The organism is Aeromonas caviae, assembly GCF_000819785.1.
GTDB classification, from domain to species: domain Bacteria; phylum Pseudomonadota; class Gammaproteobacteria; order Enterobacterales; family Aeromonadaceae; genus Aeromonas; species Aeromonas caviae.
This window is the reverse complement of record NZ_CDBK01000105.1, coordinates 12,889-34,416: the sequence shown is the minus strand read 5'-3', so window position 1 is coordinate 34,416 and position 21,528 is coordinate 12,889. Positions and strand designations below refer to the sequence as shown.

Sequence of the window (21,528 nt, the reverse complement as noted above, 5' to 3'; positions counted from 1 at the left end):
AAAGCTACTTTAAAAAATAACACTTTAACATCCTAAGAGGATATTTCAAATTCTCTAATATAGTAGCGGTAAATAAAAATAAAAAGCTAATTTCCTTTTTATAATAAAGATCTTTTAGAACTATTTTATATGACTCATGCATATTAGCGATGTTTCCTGTCAAACCACTGGCTCCAATAGCTGCCTTAAAACCACCAGCCAATGGTATTTTTATTAAAAATGCAGGCCCCCTTTTTATATTTTCTAGCCAACAACAGTAATCATCAACCACTCTGTACTTTGGATTAAACATCACCATGTCTCTTTTAATCATAACAGTTGGCGTAAAGAAAGGATTACCAATCAAAAAATTGATTTTTTTAATCCTCTTTGATTTAATAATGTCAGAAGACTCCATTTTTTTAAAATTTACATTCTGAACGTAGTAATGCGCAGAGATATGAGCATTGCTTTCAAGCATAAAATGATACTGTACTTCAATCTTCTTGGGGTGCCACACATCATCTGAATCAAGGAATGCAATTAATGAGGAGCTTGATAACGCAACCCCCATATTCCTTGCATATGCGGCCCCCCGATTTTCCGATAAGGAATGTAACCTAATATTTAATTTGTTAGAAAAACATACTACAATATCAGAAAGCACTTTTTTATCTACACTACAATCATCAATTATAATAACTTCTCTGGGTATTAAGGTCTGTTCACAAATAGACTGTAGTGATTGAGATATTGTATTTTCACCATTGTAATATGGTATAACCACACTGACATCAACCATTATAGACCTCATTATACTTTCTCGACTTTTCCTTTACATAGAAAAGTAATAATATGGAATATATATACATTGCATCATATGGATATATCAGAGACATCCCAGCAATAATCATAGGCAATGTTATATATAAGCTATCGAATCCTACTTTTACATACGAGTAGATAATAATAGAAATATAAAAAAACATTCCAACAATACCCACTTCGCCAACAATAAGAGGTATCATTGCATGAGCATACCCACCTTCTTTCCAACTATATAAGTAGCCACCAACATCAAATCCCTGGCCAAACATAAGTGTGCCTAAATTGACTTCAAATATCTTGGAAAAAAAAGCATTAAATATACCAAACTTTGTTTCAAAACTGGCATCATTAAAATCTAAAAAATCAATATAGTGGATGATAATAGCTAGTATTAATGGCGTGATAATTGAAAACAATACAAATTTACTTTGGATACTTACCTTTCTAAGAAGGTATAATACAGGAATAATGAAAAATGCCACATAAGCTGCGCGACTTAACGTCATTATTATTATAACGATACAAAATAACGACAATATCTTCCTAAAAAAACCACAAAACAAATAATACACTAACACACTAACAACTAATGCATGCAAGGCCACATAATTTGAATCCAGATACATTATGCTTCCATACTTAAATACATAGAATGTATCTCTCTTTAAAGCGTCACTGTAGCCCTCCCCATCCCCCTTTACTGCGTACTCAGGATGCATAAAACGAATATATGTATCAATCAACATCAATAAGATGGATGCAACAGTAAAAAGCTGCCCACCTTTTATGACCTCATTTAAGTTTATTTTTTCACAGATAGACTTTAATGATATAAAAACTGCAAGTGGGTAGATAAACTCTATGCTTTTTCCAACAGCAGCGTACCCTAGATCGATTGACCATATAAGTACGTATGTAGTAGCAATAAAGGAATACAATAATAATGAAATAGCATTCCCCCACTTCAATATGCCGTTTTTAACATAAAAAGATGAGAGCAGAACAAAAGGAAATATTACTATGATAACTCGTAATGGAATATATCGGGTAGAATCATTAAAGTAAAAAGATAGCCTTATTGACAAGGAAATACTAATAATATAAAAAAACAAGGTGAAATAATTTCTACCATGTGTTTTTGTAAGATGCATTATTTATCCTGAGAGGTGTCTGAAATAGCCATGAAGCCCGTCAAAAGACTTTTCAGAAAGTAGAACTTAGAGACCCCCATAACTTTTGACATTGGTTTCAAAAATGACAACCTTAAAATCAAAAGCAGGCCGATTATAAAGCCAAACCCATATCGGTAAACCGCCCCTTTTGCTTTCAGAATACTAAAGGCATTATTTTTATTTGTTGCTGTACTTTCTTTAGGATGCGACACAATATATTGATTAATGAAGCTAACGTTTAAATTGGCATCTATTGCATCAAAAAGAAAAACACTCTCTTCTCCACAAATGAATTTAGCTCCTATCCCAAAATCTTTATTAAAGAACACCTCAGATGTGTCTATTTTTCTTTTGTCGATAACCATTTCAATAGAGCATGCATGTAAACATTCTATTTTACTTAATTGTCCACTGTTTATCGGATATTTTCTAAAATCCGTTGAGTCTTCTGTAACCTTAGCTTTAAACAAGGCAATATGAAAAGGATTTTCTTTTTGGGCTGATAATATCTTATCAGCCACATCACACTCATAGACAACGTCATCATCAGATATAAGTATTAACTCTTCTGTAGAGTACTTCAATGCTTCATTTCTGCTATTCGTCAGTCCCTTTGTATCACTTTCAATTAGAGTTATATCTTCATAAGAAAATCTTTCTTTTGCATCATTTGAGATAAATACATCGACATAATCCTGATGCACTATCAAATACCTACAATTATTTAAAAATGGTAAGGATGATAGCCTGTTTATTCTCTTTCCATATGTCGATATACATATTTCCAGCATTTGTTCACCATTATGCATAAATTTAGCGATAATTAAAAATCAGAAATGATATTTATAATTCATTTAAAAATCAAATAGATTTTTCTTTATAGAAGAAACTATCGTTTCATTTCCTTTATGATAGTCAATACCAAATAACGCTTTCATATCATTCCGTTCCGTTTGATGGTCATCACTATTGGAAATGATTTTTTCCATTGCAGCTATAAGTTCAGACAATGAATAAACTTTAACTCCCGGCGTATTTAAATCATAATCTAGATAAAGCTCTCGCTCTTTCAAATAGTTTTCTTTATCAAACGGGAAAAATATTATTGGTCTATCTAGAATCAAAAAATCAAAAAATATTGATGAGTAATCCGTAATTAAACAATCAGCCATAACCATTAACTCACAAGGATCTATTTTATTGTCAATCAAAGATATATTTGACCATCCTATAGGGTTAATAGTCAGCTCTGTCGCAGGGTGTAGTTTTATTTTTAACCTAGCATTATTTCTTGCTAAAAAATCATTGAGCAGCTCAAAATTAATGCCTGACTCTGCTATGAAATCCACACCTGAATCACGCCAAGTTGGTGTATATACGAAAGTAAAGGGGCTTTTATCAGCATCAATACTCTTATTTTTTGTCATTTTTAAAATTTGACCAATTCTAGGATAAGAAGTTATGATTAAATTTTCTATACCTCTCAGCCTGAATGCAGAAATATAAGAATATTCAGCCACATATAATGACGGGCATAGCACCAGATCATGCCTTAAGTGTGCATGAGGGTGCATAAACTTAGATAAGATATTGGCTTCATGGAATATTTTCACCAAAGGCAAACATCTGATGTCAAATTCAATTTTCTTTAATGGAATCCCATGCCATAAATTAACATTAAGAGCTCCTCTAGATGTAAACCAGCAAATATCCCTAGCGTACGAACTATAAATATAGACACCAGCTCGAAGACAGAAGTACAATCCCATAACAGAATATCTACGATAAGACTTACCATATTTAGAGGCTAATTCAACTGATTGAATATTTTGCGATATCCAGACAGGTGTTATATCTGGATTATTTTTACACACATGTTCATAAAGATATCTACTGTTATCCCCATATATGCCAAAGCACCCGAAAACCCAAATATTTTTATTCCTTGGAAAAGCTCCCGAGAGCCAATATAAAAAGTACTGCATGCATCTAAAAGCAATTCTGAAAACATTATTCATATATATGATTTCATTTTATGTTAATGAGCATGATAATAGCTACACATTAAGACTAGCATTATGCTGTGGCAATGAGCAGGAATTATCTTGAGATGACGTGTGGGACTTAGCAATAATAAGATTAAGATTTTCGACAATTTAAATGATATGTGACTACATTGTGAAAATATTTACTCTATTTTTTCTGTAAGAAATAAAAAAAAATCACTCTTATAAGCATAACTAGAGACTCTACAGCCAAAACACTTAGGCATATGTTTTTTGCCGTAATAGCATCCGTTATATACATAACACTTAGCGCCAGGATCTGAATTACCGCAGCAAAAATAACACTTCTATTTGCTATATCAATCCTGTTAATGGACGCAAATGCTGGATAGCCAAAGTTAACCCCAACAAAATTAATTAGAAGTGCTATAAGAAATATCTCTAGATATTCATGTGCAGAAATAAATTGCTCGCCAAACAAAAAACCCATTATCTCTTGAGAATAAGATATACCAATAATGGCAGTAAATGCCATAGGGATTATCCCTACTCCAACGAATTTATAAAGATCTTTTTTATTGCCGGTTCTAGCCAGATAAGGGAACAATGCTTGACTTACTGGTGATATAATACTTTGACCTGCTTGATATAATTTTTCCGCACTATTATACAATGCCGCAGCATTAGTTCCAGAAAATGAGCCCACGAGAAAGGTACTTGCACTCGTATATACTCCCACTGCTAATCTTGAAACAAAAAATACACCTCCCTCTTTCAATAGGGTATAACATTTTTTACGATCAGCCATTGAAATCCAATAGCCTTCTTTATATATGCTGATAACCCCAATAGATGTAGCCAATAGATTACTTAAAGCAAAAAATATTAAAACAGAGTCAGTTTGATTTTTTTCTTTAATAAAAATAAAAATTAAGAAAACGTAAAGCAGTTTTGCAGACACCATAGATATGGTGATTTTTTTCATTTTCTCTATGCCTAAAAAAAACCAATTAGGCTGAAAAGATTGAAAGAAAATTGATGTTATTATAGCAATATGGATGCTGCTAATATCTGGTATTGTATTGCCTAGCCTAAAATATAGTAAAACAAATGCGGAAGTTATTAAAAACAAGAAAAGTTTTACGGTAAAAATAGCCCCCAAGTAATCGGCTACCATTCTCTTATTTTCTTTGTTTCTTGCCAGCCAATAAGGAGCTGATATACCAAAGCCATAGTCGGTAATAATCAGAGCAATACTACAAAGTGACATTGACATAGCTACCGTGCCAAAACCCTCTAATCCGAGAACACGGCTAAGATAAGGTAACACTAATAACGGCGCTATATAGTTACTGAACTGAACTAACATCAATGATAGAATGTTTTTGCTTAATGCTACCTCTCTCAATTAATCCTCTCTCAGCTTTTAATGCATTTACTTTTATAAAAAGAAAGGGAAATGAATTGACTTTTAAGCTTCACTTGTTGTCAATAACAAAATCCGGGTTTAATTCCAAAATGCCTTTTCGATAGAATACAATATCTCCAGATTTATACTGTTGAGTTGTAATTGCGTTAATTATAGGTCTTATACCTTCTTCAATCGTCATTACATTTGAGTTATTTATTGAAAGTCCATCACGTAATTTTGTATCGATAGCTCCAGGACATAGAGCTAAAGTATCATATCCATCTTTAGCTAATCCCATAGTTAGTTTAATTACCCCCGCTTTAGCGGCACAATAAGCAGTCCAATCTTTATAAGCGTTAAATGCTGCTGTAGACGATATATTTACGATACGGCATCTATTATTCTTTATGAGGGCCATTCTAGATACTAGATATGTGCCGATCAAATTTGTCTGTATATCATTGATCCAGAGTGCTGGTTCGGAATCCACAATTCGACTAGAATATAATGAACCTGCACAATTGACTACGACATCAAAACTATTACCTAAAAAATAATTCTCAACAGATTTTTGACTTGTTACATCTAACTCAGCACGTTTTGGAGCCGAGACTTGATAAACATCAAATCTGCAAAGTGTCGCGGCTATATGTTTTGCTAGATCACTGTTACCACCAGTTAATAAAATTTTCATATTTTTGGCTCTGGTATTGGATGATTATCACTTCGCTCAATCAATTTTTCATACTGATCATGAATTTTCTTTTTAAGATTAGTAGAACTCACTCCTTTTCCATATGGCATATAGAAAACTTTCACACCTAATTTTCTTAAATAATCATACTTCCCTAACCAATCATCACCTATCACGAAGATGTCAATGTTTAGCTTTTTAACAGTTTCACTGTGCTCTAAAGTATGTTGAGGTACCACAACATCAGGTGCTCGTAATCCTTCTATAATTGATATGCGCTCTTCGAATGGTACAGCTGGTGGATTTTTATAGCTACAAACTAACTCGTCTGTACTAACCCCAACAATAAGTACATCTCCTAATCCACGACCATATTCTATCATTTTCAGATGGTTACTATGAAATAAATCAAATGTACCAGATACATATACAATATGTGACATAAATCACCTTATATTATTTCGCATTTAAAATAAATAAAAATACCCACTTTATTAAACCATCATATTTAATGGTAAAGCAGCTGTGTCTTTTTCTGACAATATCGGAGCCCCATCAAAAGGCCAATCAATCCTTAACTCTGGGTCGCACCACAGAATAGTTCTTTCACAATGTGGTTTATAATAACTTGTCGTCTTGTATAAGAAATCCACTGACTCGCTTAAAGTTAAAAATCCATGAGCAAAGCCGGCAGGAATCCATAATTGTCGTTTATTCTCTGCAGAAATATTCACTCCAACCCACTGTCCGAATGTAGGTGAGTTATTACGAATATCTACCGCGACATCAAATACCTCACCCACAGCACATCGCACCAGTTTCCCTTGAGCATGGGGTGGCAACTGGTAGTGTAATCCACGTAGCACGCCTTTCGACGACTTTGAGTGATTGTCCTGTACAAAGGTAACAGGATATCCTACAGCCTCTTCAAACTGCTTATGATTAAAGCTTTCAAAGAAAAAACCACGCTCATCACCAAATACTTTGGGCTCCAAGATAAGCACATCAGGAATTGCTGTCTTGATTACATTCATCTGTCTATCCACATTTAATTAAATCTTTATGGGGGAGCATATTCCCTCCCCCATATCACATCAGGCTTTGGCAACTATTTTTAACAAATATTGGCCATACGCATTCTTTGCCAACGGTGCAGCAAGTTCACGAACCTGTTCGGCATTAATGAACTTCTGGCGATAGGCGATCTCTTCCGGGCAAGCCACTTTCAGTCCCTGACGTGTTTCTATAGTCTGAATAAAGTTGCTCGCTTCTATCATGCTTTCATGGGTACCGGTATCAAGCCAGGCATAACCACGTCCCATCATGGCCACCGATAGATTGCCTTGCTCCAAGTAGATACGGTTCACATCGGTGATTTCCAGCTCACCACGCAGTGACGGCTTTAGGCTCTTGGCGATCTCAACCACGCTGTTGTCATAGAAGTAGAGCCCCGTCACCGCATAGTTGCTCTTGGGCTCCAGTGGCTTCTCTTCCAGGGAAATAGCGGTGCCCTCTTTATCAAACTCCACCACCCCATAACGTTCCGGGTCATGCACATGGTAGGCAAAAACGGTAGCTCCACTATCTTTACTTGCTGCAGTTTCCAGTTGTTTCTGCAGATCATGGCCATAGAAGATGTTGTCGCCCAGTACCAGCGCACAGGGGTCTGAGCCGATGAACTCTTCACCCAGAATAAAGGCTTGGGCCAACCCGTCCGGGCTTGGTTGCACCTTGTATTGCAAATTCAGGCCCCACTGATTGCCATCCCCCAACAATTGCTCAAAGCGAGGAGTATCTTGCGGCGTACTGATGATCAAAATATCGCGAATACCTGCCAGCATCAGGGTGCTGAGCGGATAGTAGATCATTGGCTTGTCATATATGGGCAGCAGTTGCTTGCTAACCGCCATAGTGACTGGATAGAGACGAGTGCCAGAGCCGCCGGCCAGAATAATGCCTTTACGTTTGGTCATGATGCTTGTTTCTTATTTTTAAATTGCAAAAGAAAAGGGTGGCTTGCGACTACACCTTTCAAGTTTTACCCTTGCCTGTCGGGGTTTTACTTGCCGAGGATCTCAGCCAACATCCGCTCCACGCCGACCTTCCAGTCCGGCAGCACCAGATCGAAGGTGCGCTGAAATTTAGTGGTATCAAGACGGGAGTTATTGGGGCGTTTGGCAGGTGTCGGGAAGGCACCGGTCGACACCGCATTAAGTTGCGTGACCGCTAGTTCAACCCCGGCCTCTCTGGCTTTGGCAAACACCAGCTGGGCATAGTCAAACCAGGTGGTGGTGCCGGTGGCAATCAGATGATACAGCCCGGCAACCTCGGGTTTGCTCTGCGCCACGCGGATCGCATGGGCTGTGCAATCGGCCAGCAACTCGGCACCGGTCGGGGCGCCGAACTGGTCATTAATGACTGACATCTCGCTACGTTCTTTGCCAAAGCGCAGCATGGTCTTGGCAAAGTTGGCGCCGCGGGCGGCGTAGACCCAACTGGTGCGGAAGATCAGATGACGGGAACAAAACGCAGCCCCTTGCTCACCCGCCAGCTTGGTCTCACCGTAGACGTTGAGCGGTGCCGTTGTGTCGGTTTCCAGCCAGGGGAGCTCGCCACTGCCATCGAACACATAATCGGTGGAGTAATGCACAAACCAGGCACCCAATGCTTCCGCTTCTTTGGCGATAGCGGCCACACTGGTGGCGTTGAGCAATTCAGCAAACTCCCGCTCGCTCTCGGCTTTGTCTACCGCAGTGTGGGCTGCTGCGTTCACGATGACATCAGGCTTCACCAGGCGAACAGTCTCCGCCACGCCGGCCGGCTTGCTGAAGTCACCGCAATAATCGGTTGAGTCAAAATCGACGGCAGTGATACGACCCAGCGGCGCCAATGCGCGTTGCAGCTCCCAACCTACCTGACCGTTTTTGCCAAACAGCAGAATATGCATCAGGTACGCTCCCCGTAGTTCTGCTCAATCCAGGATTGGTAGGCGCCGCTCTTGACGTTGCTGACCCACTGCTGGTTACCCAGATACCACTGCACCGTCTTGCGGATACCGGACTCGAAGGTCTCTTGCGGTTGCCAGGCGAGTTCGGCGCTCATCTTGCTGGCGTCGATGGCATAACGGCGATCGTGACCGGGGCGATCGGCCACATAGGTGATTTGATCGCGGTAGCTTCTCCCCTCACCCCGGCCCTCTCCCCCAAGGTGCGAGGGAGACAGAGGTACCATCTCGTCCAGCAGATCGCAGATGGTATGAACGACGTCCAGATTCTGTTTCTCGTTATGACCGCCAATGTTGTAGGTCTCGCCGATCACGCCTGTAGTGACCACGGTATAGAGTGCACGCGCATGATCCTCAACATAGAGCCAATCGCGGATCTGGTCGCCCTTGCCATAAACCGGCAGCGGCTTGCCATCCAGCGCATTGAGGATGACCAGCGGGATCAGCTTCTCAGGGAAGTGGTAAGGACCGTAGTTGTTGGAGCAGTTGGTGACAATGGTCGGCAGGCCGTAGGTACGGCGCCAGGCGCGAACCAGATGGTCACTGGAGGCTTTAGAGGCAGAATAGGGGCTGCTGGGGGCGTAAGGGGTGGTTTCAGTAAAGAGTGGCAATGGCTCACCAGCGGCGACTTCATCCGGATGGGGCAGATCCCCATACACCTCGTCGGTGGAGATGTGGTGGAAGCGGAAGGCCGCCTTGCGTATCTCATCCAGACCGTTCCAATAGGCACGTGCCGCTTCCAGCAACATATAGGTGCCGACGATATTGGTTTCTATAAAATCGGCAGGGCCGGTGATGGATCGATCAACGTGACTCTCGGCAGCCAGGTGCATCACGGCATCGGGTTGGTGGGCAGCGAAGATCCGATCCAATTCGGCGCGGTTGCAGATGTCAACTTGTTCAAACGCATAGCGGTCGCTAGCAGAGACAGCCGCCAAGGATTCCAGGTTGCCCGCATAGGTCAACTTATCGAGGTTGACCACTGAATCTTGGGTATGCCGGATGATATGACGAACAACGGCAGAGCCGATAAAACCGGCACCACCAGTCACGAGGATCTTCATTGAAAGGTTCCCGATTGCAATCTGATTAAATGAAAAAGAGATTTCTGGCTATGGTTGGCGACCATATGCCGTCACATCTCATTATGAACAAGCGTATTGTGTGTAATAGCGCAATAGCTGGAGTAGGGAGCATCCATTTACTTCAGCAGGTTGGCGCTTTATTTCAGGAGCGTGGAAAAACAACATTGATGGAAACGCAGATTATGCCGTTGTCAGCTCAGAAGGTGAACAAGGCTTATGCTACCGCCCTTGGGTTACAGCTCCCAACATGCTGCTTTTAACCTGATTGTCCGTGCTGTTGGCCATCACATCCTCCAGCTTCTTGTTTTGATTGATGTTTAACAATGTTGTCGCATTACATTGCACACCCAGGCAGTCCACAGCCTGCATTGCTCACATCTTGGGCTATCTGCGCCCCAAACCCGATTCGGGGTCAGATTCTATCTTGTTTAACCCAAAGATGAACAGTCAAAACAATAGGAAAGCGCCTATTGAAATCAGGATTCAAAAAAAACCATTCATGTGATACTGCCCTCCGTGAATCCACTCAGCCGTTGCCGGGGATTGCCCTGCTTTGTTCCAGCATCCAGGCAAGGCAATGTAAACATGTTTAATTTCAAACAATTAAAAACATACCTCAAGTGCTTGCAGGCACTCGGGGATGGCCTGACGCCAGCAAGGTCCCCTGCCCCTGTGTACCGGCAGGCCGGAAGCGGCATGCCGCTTGTGCGATAAGAATGGTCGCGACCAGCCCCTGCACCGGCTCTGACCCTCAACACCCAGAAACCGGCAGGCACGGATAGCGAGCCTGTACACGAGGCTGATGACACAGCGTTGCATCATGGGAAATGCATGAGGAAAGAAGGCAGGGATGATTCAGTCCCGATACAGCGGGGTCAGGTAGGATCCGGATTGACTCTCCCTCTTGTTGACCCTCTAATTGACAGCCTGGACCCTCATCATCATGCATCTTATGAAAATCCTACTGGTTGAAGACGACAAGCTGCTCAATCACCACCTCTCCACCCTGTTGACCGAGGCCCAGAACCAGGTTTACAGCACGGACAATGCCCAGGTGGCGCTACACTACGCAGCCGACTACCCCATCGATGTCGCCATCATCGATCTAGGCCTGCCTGACATGGATGGCCTTCAGCTCATCACCCGCCTGCGCGAGCAGCAGATCCCCTTTCCCATCATTGTGCTGACGGCCAGAGGCAACTGGCAGGACAAGGTGGAAGGACTGGAGGCCGGGGCGGACGACTACCTGGTCAAACCCTTCCAGAAGGACGAGCTGCTGGCCCGCCTCAATGCGCTGGTACGCCGCAGCGCCGGCTTCATCTCCCCCAGAGTGAAGGCGGGTGACTACGAGCTGGATCTCTCCCGCAAGGAGCTGACCATCGCCGGCGAGGTCACCGTGCTGACCAGTTTCGAATATCTGATCCTGGAATACCTGATGCGAAATGCCCGTCAGGTGGTCTCCAAACAGCAGTTGCTGGATCAGCTCTATGGGGATGGTGAAGGGGATCCCAACACCATCGAGGTGATGGTGAGCCGGCTTCGCAAAAAACTGGATCCGGAAGGGAGCATCCAGCCCATCTCCACCATCCGCCGCCAGGGCTACATCTTCAACCTCGCCTGCAGCTGATGCGCCTTGCCATGATGCATCCCCTGACCCTGATCCGCCGCTCCCTGCACCTCAAGCTGATGCTGAGTGCCATGCTGGTCATCGCGCTCATCATGGCCTTCTCCGTCTACATCCTCTACCTCGGCCATGCCGAGGAGCAGGCCCAGAAAGCCAGTGTCCGCATGCAGGAGAACCTCTCCAAGCTGTTCTCGTCCAAGCAGCCGGAGCCCCATGCCATGACGGATCTTGGCAAGCTCACCCCGGATGCCATCGACCCCAATCTCGACACCCTGATCTGCCGCGCCGACGGGGAGCTGAGCTGGTCCAGCCTCCACATGCCGGAGGTGGTCTCCATCAAGGAGACCATCTGCCGGGATCTGATGAGATACCTAGGGGGACTGGATCAGGACTATTTCTTCAAGCTGCATACCATCAAGAACGGCGAGAGCTACTTCATCTACAGCCTGCGTTTCCTGCGCAATCATGGCGCCGGCCCCACCACCTACTACGTGGTGATGGTCGATTCCGCCAGGCGCTATCAGGCCCAGACCCGCGATTACCTCTACCGCTGCATTCGCCAGGCGCTGCTCGCCTACTGTCTGCTGGGCGCTCTGTTGCTGCTCACCAGTTTCTGGAGCCTCTCCTCCCTGCGTACCATGGCGCGCCAGATTGACGAGATCCGCGCCGGTACGCGAGAGGCACTGTCAAACGACTACGAGCGCGAACTGACTCCCCTGACAAGCTCGGTCAACCAGTTGCTGGAGAACGAACGCCAGCAGACCCAGCGCTACCAGCACGCCCTCAACGATCTCGCCCACAGCCTGAAAACCCGGCTGGCGCTCATCCAGATCACCGCCCAGGAGCTCAAGCTCGGCCACGACATCCATGACAACATCAATGAACAGATCACCACCATGGATCAGATCATCCAGTACCAGTTACGCCGCGCCGTCACCGGGCGAAAGCGCCTCGCGAGCAAGGGCACCGAACCGGTTCCCCTTATAGAGAAGCTGCTGGCCAGCCTCGCCAAGGTCTATCGCCACAAGAAGCTGCAGACCGGCTTCCAGTTTGACGACGATGTCTTCTTCCACGGCGAGCAGGGCGATCTGATGGAGCTGATGGGCAACCTGCTGGACAACGCCTGCAAGTTCGCCATCAGCGAGATCCGGGTTCATGTCCGCCACCGGGAGAGGGGTCTGCTCATCGTGGTGGAAGACGACGGCCCCGGCATCACCCCCGGCAAATCGCAACAGATCTTCCAGCGCGGCGTGCGGGCTGACAGCTCCCCCGGCCAGGGGATTGGCCTCGCCGTGGTGACCGAAATCGTGCACAGCTACGGCGGCGAGATCCGGGTGGATGACTCCCCGCTCGGCGGCGCGAGATTCCACATCACCCTCCCCTGACAGCGCAGGAGCCAGTACCTGGCTCCTGCCGCATTCGGGCGTTGCCATCCCGGTGCTTTCCATGTCTCACTCCTTATGCCTCGACCAGGCCAATCACATGGCAGCGAGGCTGACGAGCTTGCCCCCCCATCAGAAGCTGGCCTGCAGCTCTCCTCAGCCCCATGCTCGCGCAGAAACGACAGGCATAAAAAAACCGGCCGCGAGGGCCGGTAAAACAGTTCAGGCTTGTCAGGTGACAATGCGCACCCAGCGGATGAAGACCGGTTTCAATTCCCTATGAAGCCCCGTCCTCTTGAGTACGTAGGTTCACTTTACGCCCCGGTCACTGAATCGGGACTGAACCATGTTCACGCTGGCAAGGCTCAGAGACGGATCCCGAGGGACTGGCGCAGATAGGCGCCGGCACCGAGCAGCCCCGGCCCTTCATGGGTGATGAGGAAGACCGGAATGTCTTTGAGATAAGGCTTGAAGCGCCCCTTGTCCTCGAAGGCGACCCGAAAGCCCGATCCGATGAAGAACTCCTGGAAGCGCGGCACTATGCCACCGGCGATGTAGACACCGCCGAAGGTGCCCATGTTGAGGGCCAGGTTGCCGGCAAAGCGGCCCATGAGCACACAGAACAGGCTCAAGGTGCGGCGGCAATCGAGGCAATCCCCCGCCAGCGCGCGCTCGGTGATGTCCTTGGGGGCAAAAGGTTCGGGCTCGCGGCCATCGGATTTGACCAGGCCGCGATAGAGATTGACGAGCCCGGGGCCCGAGAGGAAACGCTCCGCCGACACATGACCCAGCTCGCCGCGCATCACCTGCAGCACCGCATCTTCCTCTTCCGTGTTGGCGGCGAAGTCCACGTGACCGCCCTCACCCGGCAGGCTCAGCCACTGCTCACCGGCCTGCACCAGGTGGGCAACGCCAAGGCCGGTCCCTGCGCCATAGATGGCGATGGGCTTGCCGGCTACCGGAGCCGCGCCCCCGAGCTGGATGCGATCGCTCTCGCCGAGCACGGGCACCGCCATGGAGACGGCAGTGAAATCGTTGATCACCTGCAGGCGCGCAAGGCCGAGGTTGGCCTGCATCTCGCGGATGGAGAACTCCCAGCTGTGGTTGGTCATGGCGACCCAGTCACCGTTGATGGGACAGGCGATGGCGATGCACGCCTCGCCCACGGTGGCATCGTGCTCTTCGAGATAGAGGCGCACCACGGCCTCCAGGCTGGGATGGGCCAGCCCCGAATAGGTTTTTGCCTGAGAAATGGCGCCCGTCGCCAGTTCGCAGAGGGCCAGCCGGGCATTGGTACCGCCAACGTCGCCCACCAGCGCATGGGTATGCTGCATAACAAACTCCTTCGTTACCGACTCGGGGCGGCCCTTACCGTCCCGACATTATTATTTGGCTGCAATACTACTCGAGCCCGCAGCCGGGCTGCGCGATTTATGCAGACAAGTGTGCGCCCGCTCACAGTGTTGTTGCTTTGCAACATTTGTAAGCGTTTTCAAGACGCAAATGGAAGTTTGCAACTAAAAACACGAAATAATTAGACATGAGTCATACTTTGCAGGGCCGAGATTAGTTCCGATAAGCGCTTGTCTTGTATAGTCATCGCGGAGACTGGAAACCTGCTTGAGCTGTGAATTTAGTGCACAGACACTGAAGTTAAATTACAAAAATGCCTGGTGGTAATGATGAATACCCTCGATAAAATTACGAACAATCTGGAAAGTTTCAGTAAATCAGAGCGTAAGGTGGCTGAAGTGATCCTGGCCTCACCCCAGACCGCCATTCACTCCAGCATTGCTACCCTGGCCAAGCTGGCCGATGTGAGCGAACCGACCGTCAACCGTTTCTGCCGTCGCCTCGATACCAAGGGTTTTCCCGATTTCAAGCTGCACCTGGCCCAGAGCCTGGCCAACGGCACCCCTTATGTGAACCGCCATGTGGAAGCGGAAGACGGCCCGGACACCTATACCGCCAAGATCTTCGAATCCACCATGGCCTGCCTTGATGCCGCCAAGAACAGCCTGGACATCTCGGCCATCAACCGCTGCGTCGATATTCTGACCCAGTCCAAGAAGATCAGCTTCTTTGGTCTGGGCGCCTCCTCCGCCGTCGCCCGGGATGCCCAGAACAAGTTCTTCCGCTTCAACATCCCCGTGGTGAGCTTCGATGACATCGTCATGATGCGCATGAGCTGCATCAACAGCAGCGAAGGGGACGTGGTGGTCCTCATCTCCCACACCGGCCGCACCAAGGCCCTGGTGGAAATTGCCGCGCTGGCCCGGGAAAACGATGCCACCGTCATCGGCATGACCGCCAAGGACTCTCCCCTGGCCCGCGAATGCAACCTGGTGCTCTCAATGGACGTGCCGGAAGACACCGACGTCTACATGCCCATGGCCTCGCGCATCGCCCAGCTCGCCCTGGTGGACGTGCTGGCCACCGGTTTCACCCTGCGCCGTGGCATGAAATTTCGCGAAAACCTGAAGAAAGTCAAAGAAGGTTTGCGCGAATCCCGCTTTGATACCCCGCACTCCTCCTGATCATTCGGGGGTCCGCCCCCGACTGTCTATGCCAACGGGCTTGGTGTAGTATCGAAATTCAATCAAACAAGGCCACCCAGATGGCCTGCCAGTTGGCGCCATGCCACATGCTTGACGGGGCAGTATTTCAAGTCATATCAACTTCACATTGGAGTCTTTCATGCCAAGACGTACAAAGATTGTTACCACACTCGGTCCGGCGACCGATCGCGACGGCATTCTCGAGGGGATCATTCGCGCCGGTGCCGACATGGTGCGGATGAACTTCTCCCACGGCACTCCTGAAGATCATATCCAGCGCGCCAACCAGGTGCGTGACATCGCCGCCAAGCTGGGTCGCCACGTGGCCATCATGGGCGATCTGCAAGGCCCCAAGATCCGCGTCTCCACCTTCAAGGATGGCAAGATCTACCTCGCCATCGGTGACAAGTTCATTCTCGACGCCGCCCTCGGCAAGGGAGAAGGCTGCCAGGAACAGGTTGGCATCGACTACAAGAGCCTGCCGCAGGACGTGGTATCCGGTGACATCCTGCTGCTGGACGATGGCCGCGTGCAACTGAAGGTCGAGCAGGTCGAAGGCACCCGCATCCACACCACGGTGACCGTGGCCGGCCCGCTCTCCAACAACAAGGGCATCAACAAGAAAGGTGGCGGCCTCTCCGCCCCCGCCCTGACCGAGAAGGACAAGGAAGACATCAAGACCGCCGCCCGCATGAACGTGGACTACCTGGCAGTTTCCTTCCCCCGCAGCGGCGATGATCTGCGCTACGCCCGCGAACTGGCCCGCGAAGCCGGCTCCAACGCCAAGATCGTGGCCAAGGTCGAGCGCGCCGAGACCGTCGCCAGCGACGAGGCGATGGAAGACATCATCCTCGGCTCCGATGCCGTCATGGTGGCCCGTGGTGACCTGGGTGTCGAAATCGGCGACCCCGAACTGGTGGGTGTGCAGAAGAAGCTCATTCGCCACTCCCGTCGCCTGAATCGCGTGGTCATCACCGCGACCCAGATGATGGAGTCCATGATCAACGCGCCGCTCCCGACCCGTGCCGAAGTCATGGACGTGGCCAACGCCGTGCTGGACGGTACCGATGCGGTGATGCTCTCCGCCGAGACCGCCGCCGGCCAGTTCCCCATCGAGACCGTGACCTCCATGGCCAGCGTCTGTGTGGGCGCCGAGAAGCACCCGAGCCTGAACGTCTCCAACCACCGCATGAGCTACACCTTCACCTCGGTGGAAGAGGCGGTGGCCATGTCCACCATGTATGCGGCCAACCACCTGGAAGGGGTCAAGGCGATCGTGGCGCTGACCGAGTCGGGCACCACCCCGCTGCTGATGTCCCGCATCAGCTCCGGCCTGCCCATCTTCGCCATGTCTCCTCACAACAAGACCCTGGCCTGGGCCAACCTCTACCGCGGTGTCACCCCCGTGCTGTTTGATGGCGACGAGACCAAGCCGGTCTACGAGGTGTGCCGCGACGCGCTGGACGTGCTCAAGGCCAAGGGACTGCTGCAAAGCGGCGACATGGTATTGCTCACCCACGGCGACAAGATGGAGACCGTCGGCAGCACCAACACCTGCAAGGTAATGATGGTCGAGTAATCGCCCCTCCTCCCTGCAACAAAAACGGCTCCCGCGGGAGCCGTTTTTTTATGGGATCAGCCCCAGGTTCAACCGCGAAACAGCTCCACCTTGTCCCCATCCTGCAGGCTGCCGGCGCCGCGCACCACCACCTTGTCTCCCTGCTTGAGGGCGCCACTCACCGCCACCTCCCGCCTGTCCCCAAATAGCACGGTGACCGGCACCCGGTTCACCGTGAGCGCCTCGCCGTGCTGCTCCACCTGATAGACCACGCTTCCCTCGGTGCCGAGCACCAGGGCATCCCGTGGCAACAGCATGGTGTGCTGCTCTCCCATCGGCAGCGCCACCCGCACCGGCGAGCCGATGATGAACGTGCCCGCTTCCGGCTTGAGGCGCAGCTCGATGAGCCGGGACTTGGGATCGGCGCTCGCCGCCCGCTGGTAATAGATGGCGTGGCTGCTGAGCAGCTCCCCTTCCACCCGCAACCGGGTCTGGGTGGCCAGTTGACGGGCCCAGGCGATGGGCGCACGCAACCGGATGTCCGGCTGGTCCGGATTGACCAGCTCAAGCGCCTGTTCGCCCGCATCCACATGCTCCCCCGGCTGGATGAAGTGTTCATTCACCACTCCGTCAAACGGGGCAAAGATGCGGCTTCTGCGCAGCAGCTCCTCAATCTGGCGCACCTGCACCCGCGCCAGCTGCTCGGCCAGCTCAGCCTGCTCCACGTCATAGCGCGCCTTGTCATACTGGCTCTGGGAGGCACTCTTTTGCTGGTGCAAACGATCCAGGCGCTGGAACTCGGCGCGAGCGTAACGCAGATTGCTCCCCTCTCTGGCTTGTTCCGCCCTCGCCTGCTCCAGCGAGAGGCGCAAGGTCGCGCTGTCCAGGCGCAGCAACTCGTCCCCTGCCTTCACCCGGCTGCCAAACTCGGCTATCCACTCCACCCGACCGCTCACTTCGGCGCTGAGCGCCGCCTGCTGGCGGCTTGCCACCGTGCCGCTGACCCAGATGCTGGCCCCGGCCTCTCCCTGGGCCACCTCCGCCAGCGTCACCATCTTGCTTTGTGCAAGCGCAGGCAGCCCGCCAGCCAGCAGCAGAGCCCCCACCACTATCCTTGTGAAACCTTGTGTCATCGATGAGCTCCTTGCTCAGGCACGCTGCCGAAGGGCGTGCGGTATGTCGGTCTGCTCCCCCAACCGCAGGAAGGCGGGCAACAGGATCAGGGTGAAGAGGGTGCTGCAACTCATGCCACCGACGATGACGGTGGCCAGCCCCCGGTAGATTTCGCTCCCCTCGCTCGGACTCAGCATCAGGGGCAGCATGCCGAAGATGCTGGTGAGGCTGGTCATGGCGATGGGACGCATCCGGCTTTGCAGAGCATCGGTGACTGCCGACTGTCGGCTCATCCCCTCCCGCTCGGCCATCCTGGTCTGGTGCACCAGCAGAATGGCGTTGTTGACCACCAACCCGAGCAGGATGACGAAGCCGATGATGGTGAGCAAGTCCATCGGCAGCGGCGCCACCAGACCGCTCAGGTGCAGCGCCAGCACGCCGCCGACGGTGGCGAGCGGCAAGGTGAGCAGCACCAGCACGGCATCCTTGAGGGAGGCGAAGACCCCCCACAACAGAATGAGCAGTATCATCACGGCGAACAGGAAGATGCTGCCGAGGTTGCCGAGCGCCTGCTGCAGGCTGTCGGCATTGCCGGCGACCCGCAGCTCCCCCCCGGCTGGCAGCAACGGCCGGATGGCGGCAAAGCTCTTGTGCTGCAGGGTGTCGAGTACCTGCTCCATGCTCATCCCCGCAGGGGGCGAAATCTGCAGACTGATGCTGCGCCGCCCATCGGATCGGAAGATGCTCTCAGGCCCGAGTTGCGGCTCCACCCGCAGCAGTTCCCCAAGGGGAACGATGCGCCCGGACGGGGTAGCAAGCGGCACCGCCTTAAGCTCGTCCGGGTTGGCGGAGGCCTGCCCCATCAGCAGGATGTCGAGCCGCTCATCCCCGTCGAAATATTCGCCGACCCGCAGACCATCGCCAAAGGTCTGGATGATGGCGGGCATGGGGGAGCGATCCCAGCCCACCTCGGCCAGGCGCCTGTCCTGGGGCACCAGCCGAAGCTCGGGAGCGGTGAAATCGAGTCCGGGCTCTGGCCTGACCTGGGCGCCGGGCAAGTCCCGCTGCACTATGGTCATGCTCTCCCGGGCCGCCTGATAGAGTTCGGGCAGCCCGCCCCCCTGGATCAGCAGGGAGATGCTGTTTTCACTGTCAAAACCGCCAAACAGGGACCCCTGACCGCCAAACACCCGGGTGTCGGGAATGCCCACCAGCAATTGCTTCATCAAGAGCTGCTCCAGCACCTTGATCTGGTTATCCTCCTTTGGCCGCACCCCGATCTGGGCACCGCCCGGGTAGCGCAGGATGTAGTAGTTCTTGAGGACAGGCTCCTTCTCCCCTTTCATATAGGGGTCGAGGCGGGCAATCAGGGTATCGATCACCTCCTCCCGCTGGGCCTTGAGATTGACCCCGGGGGTGAAACTCATCCAGACGTCGATGGCGTCCCGCTTCACATCCGGCAGGTAGTTCATCTTGGGCAACATCAACCAGCTCACCAGCACAGGCCCCGTCATCATCAGGACGATGATGGCCCAGCGCCTGGGGGCGGTGGCCGTCCAGCGGATCACATGGCGGGTGACGCGGCACCACAGGCGCTCAAAGGGATCAATCAGCCGCTCGTGCCCCATCCAGCGCGCCGCCACCGCAGGCAACACAGTCACCGCCACCACCATGGAGACGGTCACCGCGCAGGCGATGGTGAGCGCAAGATCGGCAAACAACTGCCCTTCCACGTCGTTGAGCAGGAGCACCGGCAGGAAGATGGCGACCGTGGTCAGGGTGGACGCCACCAGAGCGGTCCACACCCGGCGGGTGCCCTCCAGCGCCGCCTCTCCCTTGCTGATGTCACCCCGCTCATGGCGCCGGTAGATGCTCTCCAGCACCACGATGGCGGCGTCGAGCACCATGCCGACCGCAAACGCAATGCCCGCCAGGGAGATGATATTGAGGGTCCGCCCCATCACCTTGAGCAGGCAGAAGGTGAGCATGATGCTGATGGGAATGGCGATCGCGATCATCAGGGTCGCCTTGAGCTGGCGTAGAAAGACCCAGAGGATGGCGCAGGAAAGCAGCACCCCGAGCCCCAGGTTGGCGGTCACCATGCTCACCGCCCGGTTGATGTAGAGGGAAGCGTCAAACGACTGCTCCATGTGCAGGCCGACCGGCTCCAGCACCTCCCGGTTGAGCTCCCCAACCTTGGCCTTGATCCCCTCGAGCGCCGCCAGGGCATTGGCGCCGCTCTCCTTGAAGATCTGCGCCGCGATGGCGGTGTTGCCGTTCTGGATGCGCAGCACCGGGTTCTCCTCCCGGGCCACTCTGATCTCGGCCACGTCCCGCAGATAGATGGGCAGGCCGTCACGCCAGTCCACCACCTTGTCCCCCAGGGCCGCCACGTCATAGCGACCGGCAAAGCGCAGCTTGTACTCCCAGCGTCCGATGTCGAGGGTCCCGGCCGACACATCCCAGCCCGTCGTTGCCCGGCTGGCGAGCACCGGGATCTCCACCCCCAGCTCGGCGGCGCGGTAAGGGTCGAAGCGGATCTGGATCTGGCGCTCGTTGATCCCCTCGATGTCGACCGTGGACACCCCGGGGATCCGCTCCAGCTCGGGCTTGACCCTCGCCTCGATCAGCGCCTGGTGATCGTCTATCTCCCCCTTGGCGCCGGGCAGCTGCTGGATGAAGAAGAAGGTCAGGGTGTCGTTGCTGCTGTAGTTGTTGACGTAAGGACCACCGATGTTGTCCGGCAGCCCCGAGACCCGGTTCAGGCGGGAGATGACGTCAAGCTGGGCCCGCTGCATGTCGGTGCCGAGGGCAAACTCCATGTCGATTTCGGTGAAGCCGGGGTAGCTGTTGCTGCTGAGACTCTTGAGCCCCTGTACCCCCTGCATCTCCTGCTCGATGGGATCGGTTATCTCCGACTCCATCTCCTGGGGCGAAGCCGAGCGCCAGTCCACCGTGATGTTGAGGTGAGGACGGTCTATGTCGGGAAACAGCTGGACGGGCAGTCCCCGGATGCTGAGCAGGCCCAGCAAAAAAATCAGCACGACCGAGACCGCCACCCAGATGGGGCGTTCGATCGCCGTTTTGGCGAGGTTCATTCACTCTTCCTGAGTT

18 protein-coding genes are annotated in these 21,528 nt (G+C 51.1%); 4 read left to right on the top strand and 14 right to left on the bottom strand.

The genetic code is table 11. From position 1 onward, the window contains the following. Positions 1–4 precede the first annotated feature (4 nt). From BN1120_RS21080 to rfbB, 11 genes are all read right to left on the bottom strand, one after another. The gene (locus BN1120_RS21080; protein ID WP_162183366.1) at positions 5–781 is read right to left on the bottom strand and encodes a glycosyltransferase family 2 protein; all 777 of its coding nucleotides are present in this window, start codon (positions 779–781) and stop codon (positions 5–7) included. Beyond that, entirely contained in the window at positions 774–1,958 is a 1,185-nt protein-coding gene (locus BN1120_RS18720) for a hypothetical protein (RefSeq protein WP_145983739.1), read from the bottom strand. Before BN1120_RS18720 ends, BN1120_RS21080 begins: the two co-directional genes overlap by 8 nt. Beyond that, positions 1,958–2,683 (bottom strand): glycosyltransferase family A protein, encoded by a 726-nt coding sequence (locus BN1120_RS21075; RefSeq protein ID WP_162183365.1) that lies wholly within the window; start codon positions 2,681–2,683, stop codon positions 1,958–1,960. Before BN1120_RS21075 ends, BN1120_RS18720 begins: the two co-directional genes overlap by 1 nt. Before the next feature lie 150 nt (positions 2,684–2,833). Beyond that, positions 2,834–3,997: a CDP-glycerol glycerophosphotransferase family protein gene (locus BN1120_RS21070; protein WP_080768108.1), complete on the bottom strand. Its 1,164-nt coding sequence runs from the start codon at positions 3,995–3,997 to the stop codon at positions 2,834–2,836. A gap of 175 nt (positions 3,998–4,172) precedes the next feature. Further along, positions 4,173–5,393 carry an oligosaccharide flippase family protein gene (locus BN1120_RS21065; protein ID WP_042017502.1) on the bottom strand — a complete coding sequence of 407 codons (1,221 nt, stop codon included), beginning with the start codon at positions 5,391–5,393 and terminating at the stop codon, positions 4,173–4,175. 70 nt (positions 5,394–5,463) lie between these two features. Next, positions 5,464–6,090: an SDR family oxidoreductase gene (locus tag BN1120_RS21060; RefSeq protein WP_080768106.1), complete on the bottom strand. Its 627-nt coding sequence runs from the start codon at positions 6,088–6,090 to the stop codon at positions 5,464–5,466. Beyond that, a complete protein-coding gene (locus BN1120_RS21055; protein WP_080768105.1) occupies positions 6,087–6,533 on the bottom strand; it encodes an adenylyltransferase/cytidyltransferase family protein in 447 nt (148 codons plus the stop codon). The genes BN1120_RS21060 and BN1120_RS21055 overlap by 4 nt, the downstream gene beginning before the upstream one ends. 51 nt (positions 6,534–6,584) lie before the next feature. After that, complete coding sequence (gene rfbC / locus BN1120_RS21050; protein WP_080768104.1) at positions 6,585–7,124, bottom strand: dTDP-4-dehydrorhamnose 3,5-epimerase; 540 nt, start codon at positions 7,122–7,124, stop codon at positions 6,585–6,587. A gap of 60 nt (positions 7,125–7,184) precedes the next feature. Further along, positions 7,185–8,063 (bottom strand): glucose-1-phosphate thymidylyltransferase RfbA, encoded by an 879-nt coding sequence (rfbA, locus tag BN1120_RS18705; RefSeq protein WP_042017499.1) that lies wholly within the window; start codon positions 8,061–8,063, stop codon positions 7,185–7,187. A gap of 86 nt (positions 8,064–8,149) precedes the next feature. Beyond that, positions 8,150–9,037, bottom strand: a complete 888-nt coding sequence (gene rfbD, locus BN1120_RS18700; RefSeq protein WP_042017498.1) for a dTDP-4-dehydrorhamnose reductase — start codon at positions 9,035–9,037, stop codon at positions 8,150–8,152. Further along, positions 9,037–10,158, bottom strand: coding sequence for a dTDP-glucose 4,6-dehydratase (rfbB, locus tag BN1120_RS18695; RefSeq protein ID WP_042017497.1), 1,122 nt, complete (start codon positions 10,156–10,158; stop codon positions 9,037–9,039). Before rfbB ends, rfbD begins: the two co-directional genes overlap by 1 nt. Before the next feature lie 973 nt (positions 10,159–11,131). Between rfbB and BN1120_RS18690 the strand changes: the two genes are divergently transcribed. Both BN1120_RS18690 and BN1120_RS18685 read left to right on the top strand, forming a co-directional pair. Next, a complete protein-coding gene (locus BN1120_RS18690; RefSeq protein ID WP_041207018.1) occupies positions 11,132–11,806 on the top strand; it encodes a response regulator in 675 nt (224 codons plus the stop codon). A gap of 11 nt (positions 11,807–11,817) precedes the next feature. Then, positions 11,818–13,188, top strand: coding sequence for an ATP-binding protein (locus tag BN1120_RS18685; RefSeq protein WP_407923532.1), 1,371 nt, complete (start codon positions 11,818–11,820; stop codon positions 13,186–13,188). A 362-nt stretch (positions 13,189–13,550) separates the two neighbouring features. Here BN1120_RS18685 and glk read toward each other — a convergent pair whose 3' ends face one another. Beyond that, positions 13,551–14,519, bottom strand: coding sequence for a glucokinase (glk, locus tag BN1120_RS18680; RefSeq protein ID WP_039041241.1), 969 nt, complete (start codon positions 14,517–14,519; stop codon positions 13,551–13,553). 348 nt (positions 14,520–14,867) lie between these two features. On the opposite strand from glk, the gene BN1120_RS18675 reads away from it, so the two are divergent. Further along, a complete protein-coding gene (locus tag BN1120_RS18675) occupies positions 14,868–15,722 on the top strand; it encodes a MurR/RpiR family transcriptional regulator (RefSeq protein ID WP_029314760.1) in 855 nt (284 codons plus the stop codon). A 160-nt stretch (positions 15,723–15,882) separates the two neighbouring features. Continuing rightward, on the top strand, positions 15,883–17,322 hold the full coding sequence (pyk, locus tag BN1120_RS18670) for a pyruvate kinase (RefSeq protein ID WP_041214849.1): 1,440 nt from the start codon (positions 15,883–15,885) through the stop codon (positions 17,320–17,322). Between the two features lie 68 nt (positions 17,323–17,390). Here the strand turns inward: pyk and BN1120_RS18665 are convergent, their stop codons facing one another. Continuing rightward, a complete protein-coding gene (locus BN1120_RS18665; RefSeq protein WP_042017494.1) occupies positions 17,391–18,434 on the bottom strand; it encodes an efflux RND transporter periplasmic adaptor subunit in 1,044 nt (347 codons plus the stop codon). Positions 18,435–18,449: 15 nt separating this feature from the next. Then, positions 18,450–21,512, bottom strand: a complete 3,063-nt coding sequence (locus BN1120_RS18660) for an efflux RND transporter permease subunit (protein ID WP_042017492.1) — start codon at positions 21,510–21,512, stop codon at positions 18,450–18,452. Between the last annotated feature and the right edge of the window lie 16 nt (positions 21,513–21,528).

What these genes read in the sequence shown, in the direction of transcription:
- BN1120_RS21070 (WP_080768108.1), bottom strand. Translation starts at nt 3,997, where the DNA reads ATGAATAATGTTTTCAGAATTGCTTTTAGATGCATGCAGTACTTTTTA.
- BN1120_RS18690 (WP_041207018.1), top strand. Translation starts at nt 11,132, where the DNA reads ATGAAAATCCTACTGGTTGAAGACGACAAGCTGCTCAATCACCACCTC.
- rfbD (WP_042017498.1), bottom strand. Translation starts at nt 9,037, where the DNA reads ATGCATATTCTGCTGTTTGGCAAAAACGGTCAGGTAGGTTGGGAGCTG.
- BN1120_RS18675 (WP_029314760.1), top strand. Translation starts at nt 14,868, where the DNA reads ATGAATACCCTCGATAAAATTACGAACAATCTGGAAAGTTTCAGTAAA.
- rfbA (WP_042017499.1), bottom strand. Translation starts at nt 8,063, where the DNA reads ATGACCAAACGTAAAGGCATTATTCTGGCCGGCGGCTCTGGCACTCGT.
- BN1120_RS21060 (WP_080768106.1), bottom strand. Translation starts at nt 6,090, where the DNA reads ATGAAAATTTTATTAACTGGTGGTAACAGTGATCTAGCAAAACATATA.
- BN1120_RS18685 (WP_407923532.1), top strand. Translation starts at nt 11,818, where the DNA reads ATGATGCATCCCCTGACCCTGATCCGCCGCTCCCTGCACCTCAAGCTG.
- rfbC (WP_080768104.1), bottom strand. Translation starts at nt 7,124, where the DNA reads ATGAATGTAATCAAGACAGCAATTCCTGATGTGCTTATCTTGGAGCCC.
- BN1120_RS21080 (WP_162183366.1), bottom strand. Translation starts at nt 781, where the DNA reads ATGGTTGATGTCAGTGTGGTTATACCATATTACAATGGTGAAAATACA.
- pyk (WP_041214849.1), top strand. Translation starts at nt 15,883, where the DNA reads ATGCCAAGACGTACAAAGATTGTTACCACACTCGGTCCGGCGACCGAT.
- rfbB (WP_042017497.1), bottom strand. Translation starts at nt 10,158, where the DNA reads ATGAAGATCCTCGTGACTGGTGGTGCCGGTTTTATCGGCTCTGCCGTT.
- BN1120_RS18720 (WP_145983739.1), bottom strand. Translation starts at nt 1,958, where the DNA reads ATGCATCTTACAAAAACACATGGTAGAAATTATTTCACCTTGTTTTTT.
- BN1120_RS21055 (WP_080768105.1), bottom strand. Translation starts at nt 6,533, where the DNA reads ATGTCACATATTGTATATGTATCTGGTACATTTGATTTATTTCATAGT.
- BN1120_RS18665 (WP_042017494.1), bottom strand. Translation starts at nt 18,434, where the DNA reads ATGACACAAGGTTTCACAAGGATAGTGGTGGGGGCTCTGCTGCTGGCT.
- BN1120_RS18660 (WP_042017492.1), bottom strand. Translation starts at nt 21,512, where the DNA reads ATGAACCTCGCCAAAACGGCGATCGAACGCCCCATCTGGGTGGCGGTC.
- glk (WP_039041241.1), bottom strand. Translation starts at nt 14,519, where the DNA reads ATGCAGCATACCCATGCGCTGGTGGGCGACGTTGGCGGTACCAATGCC.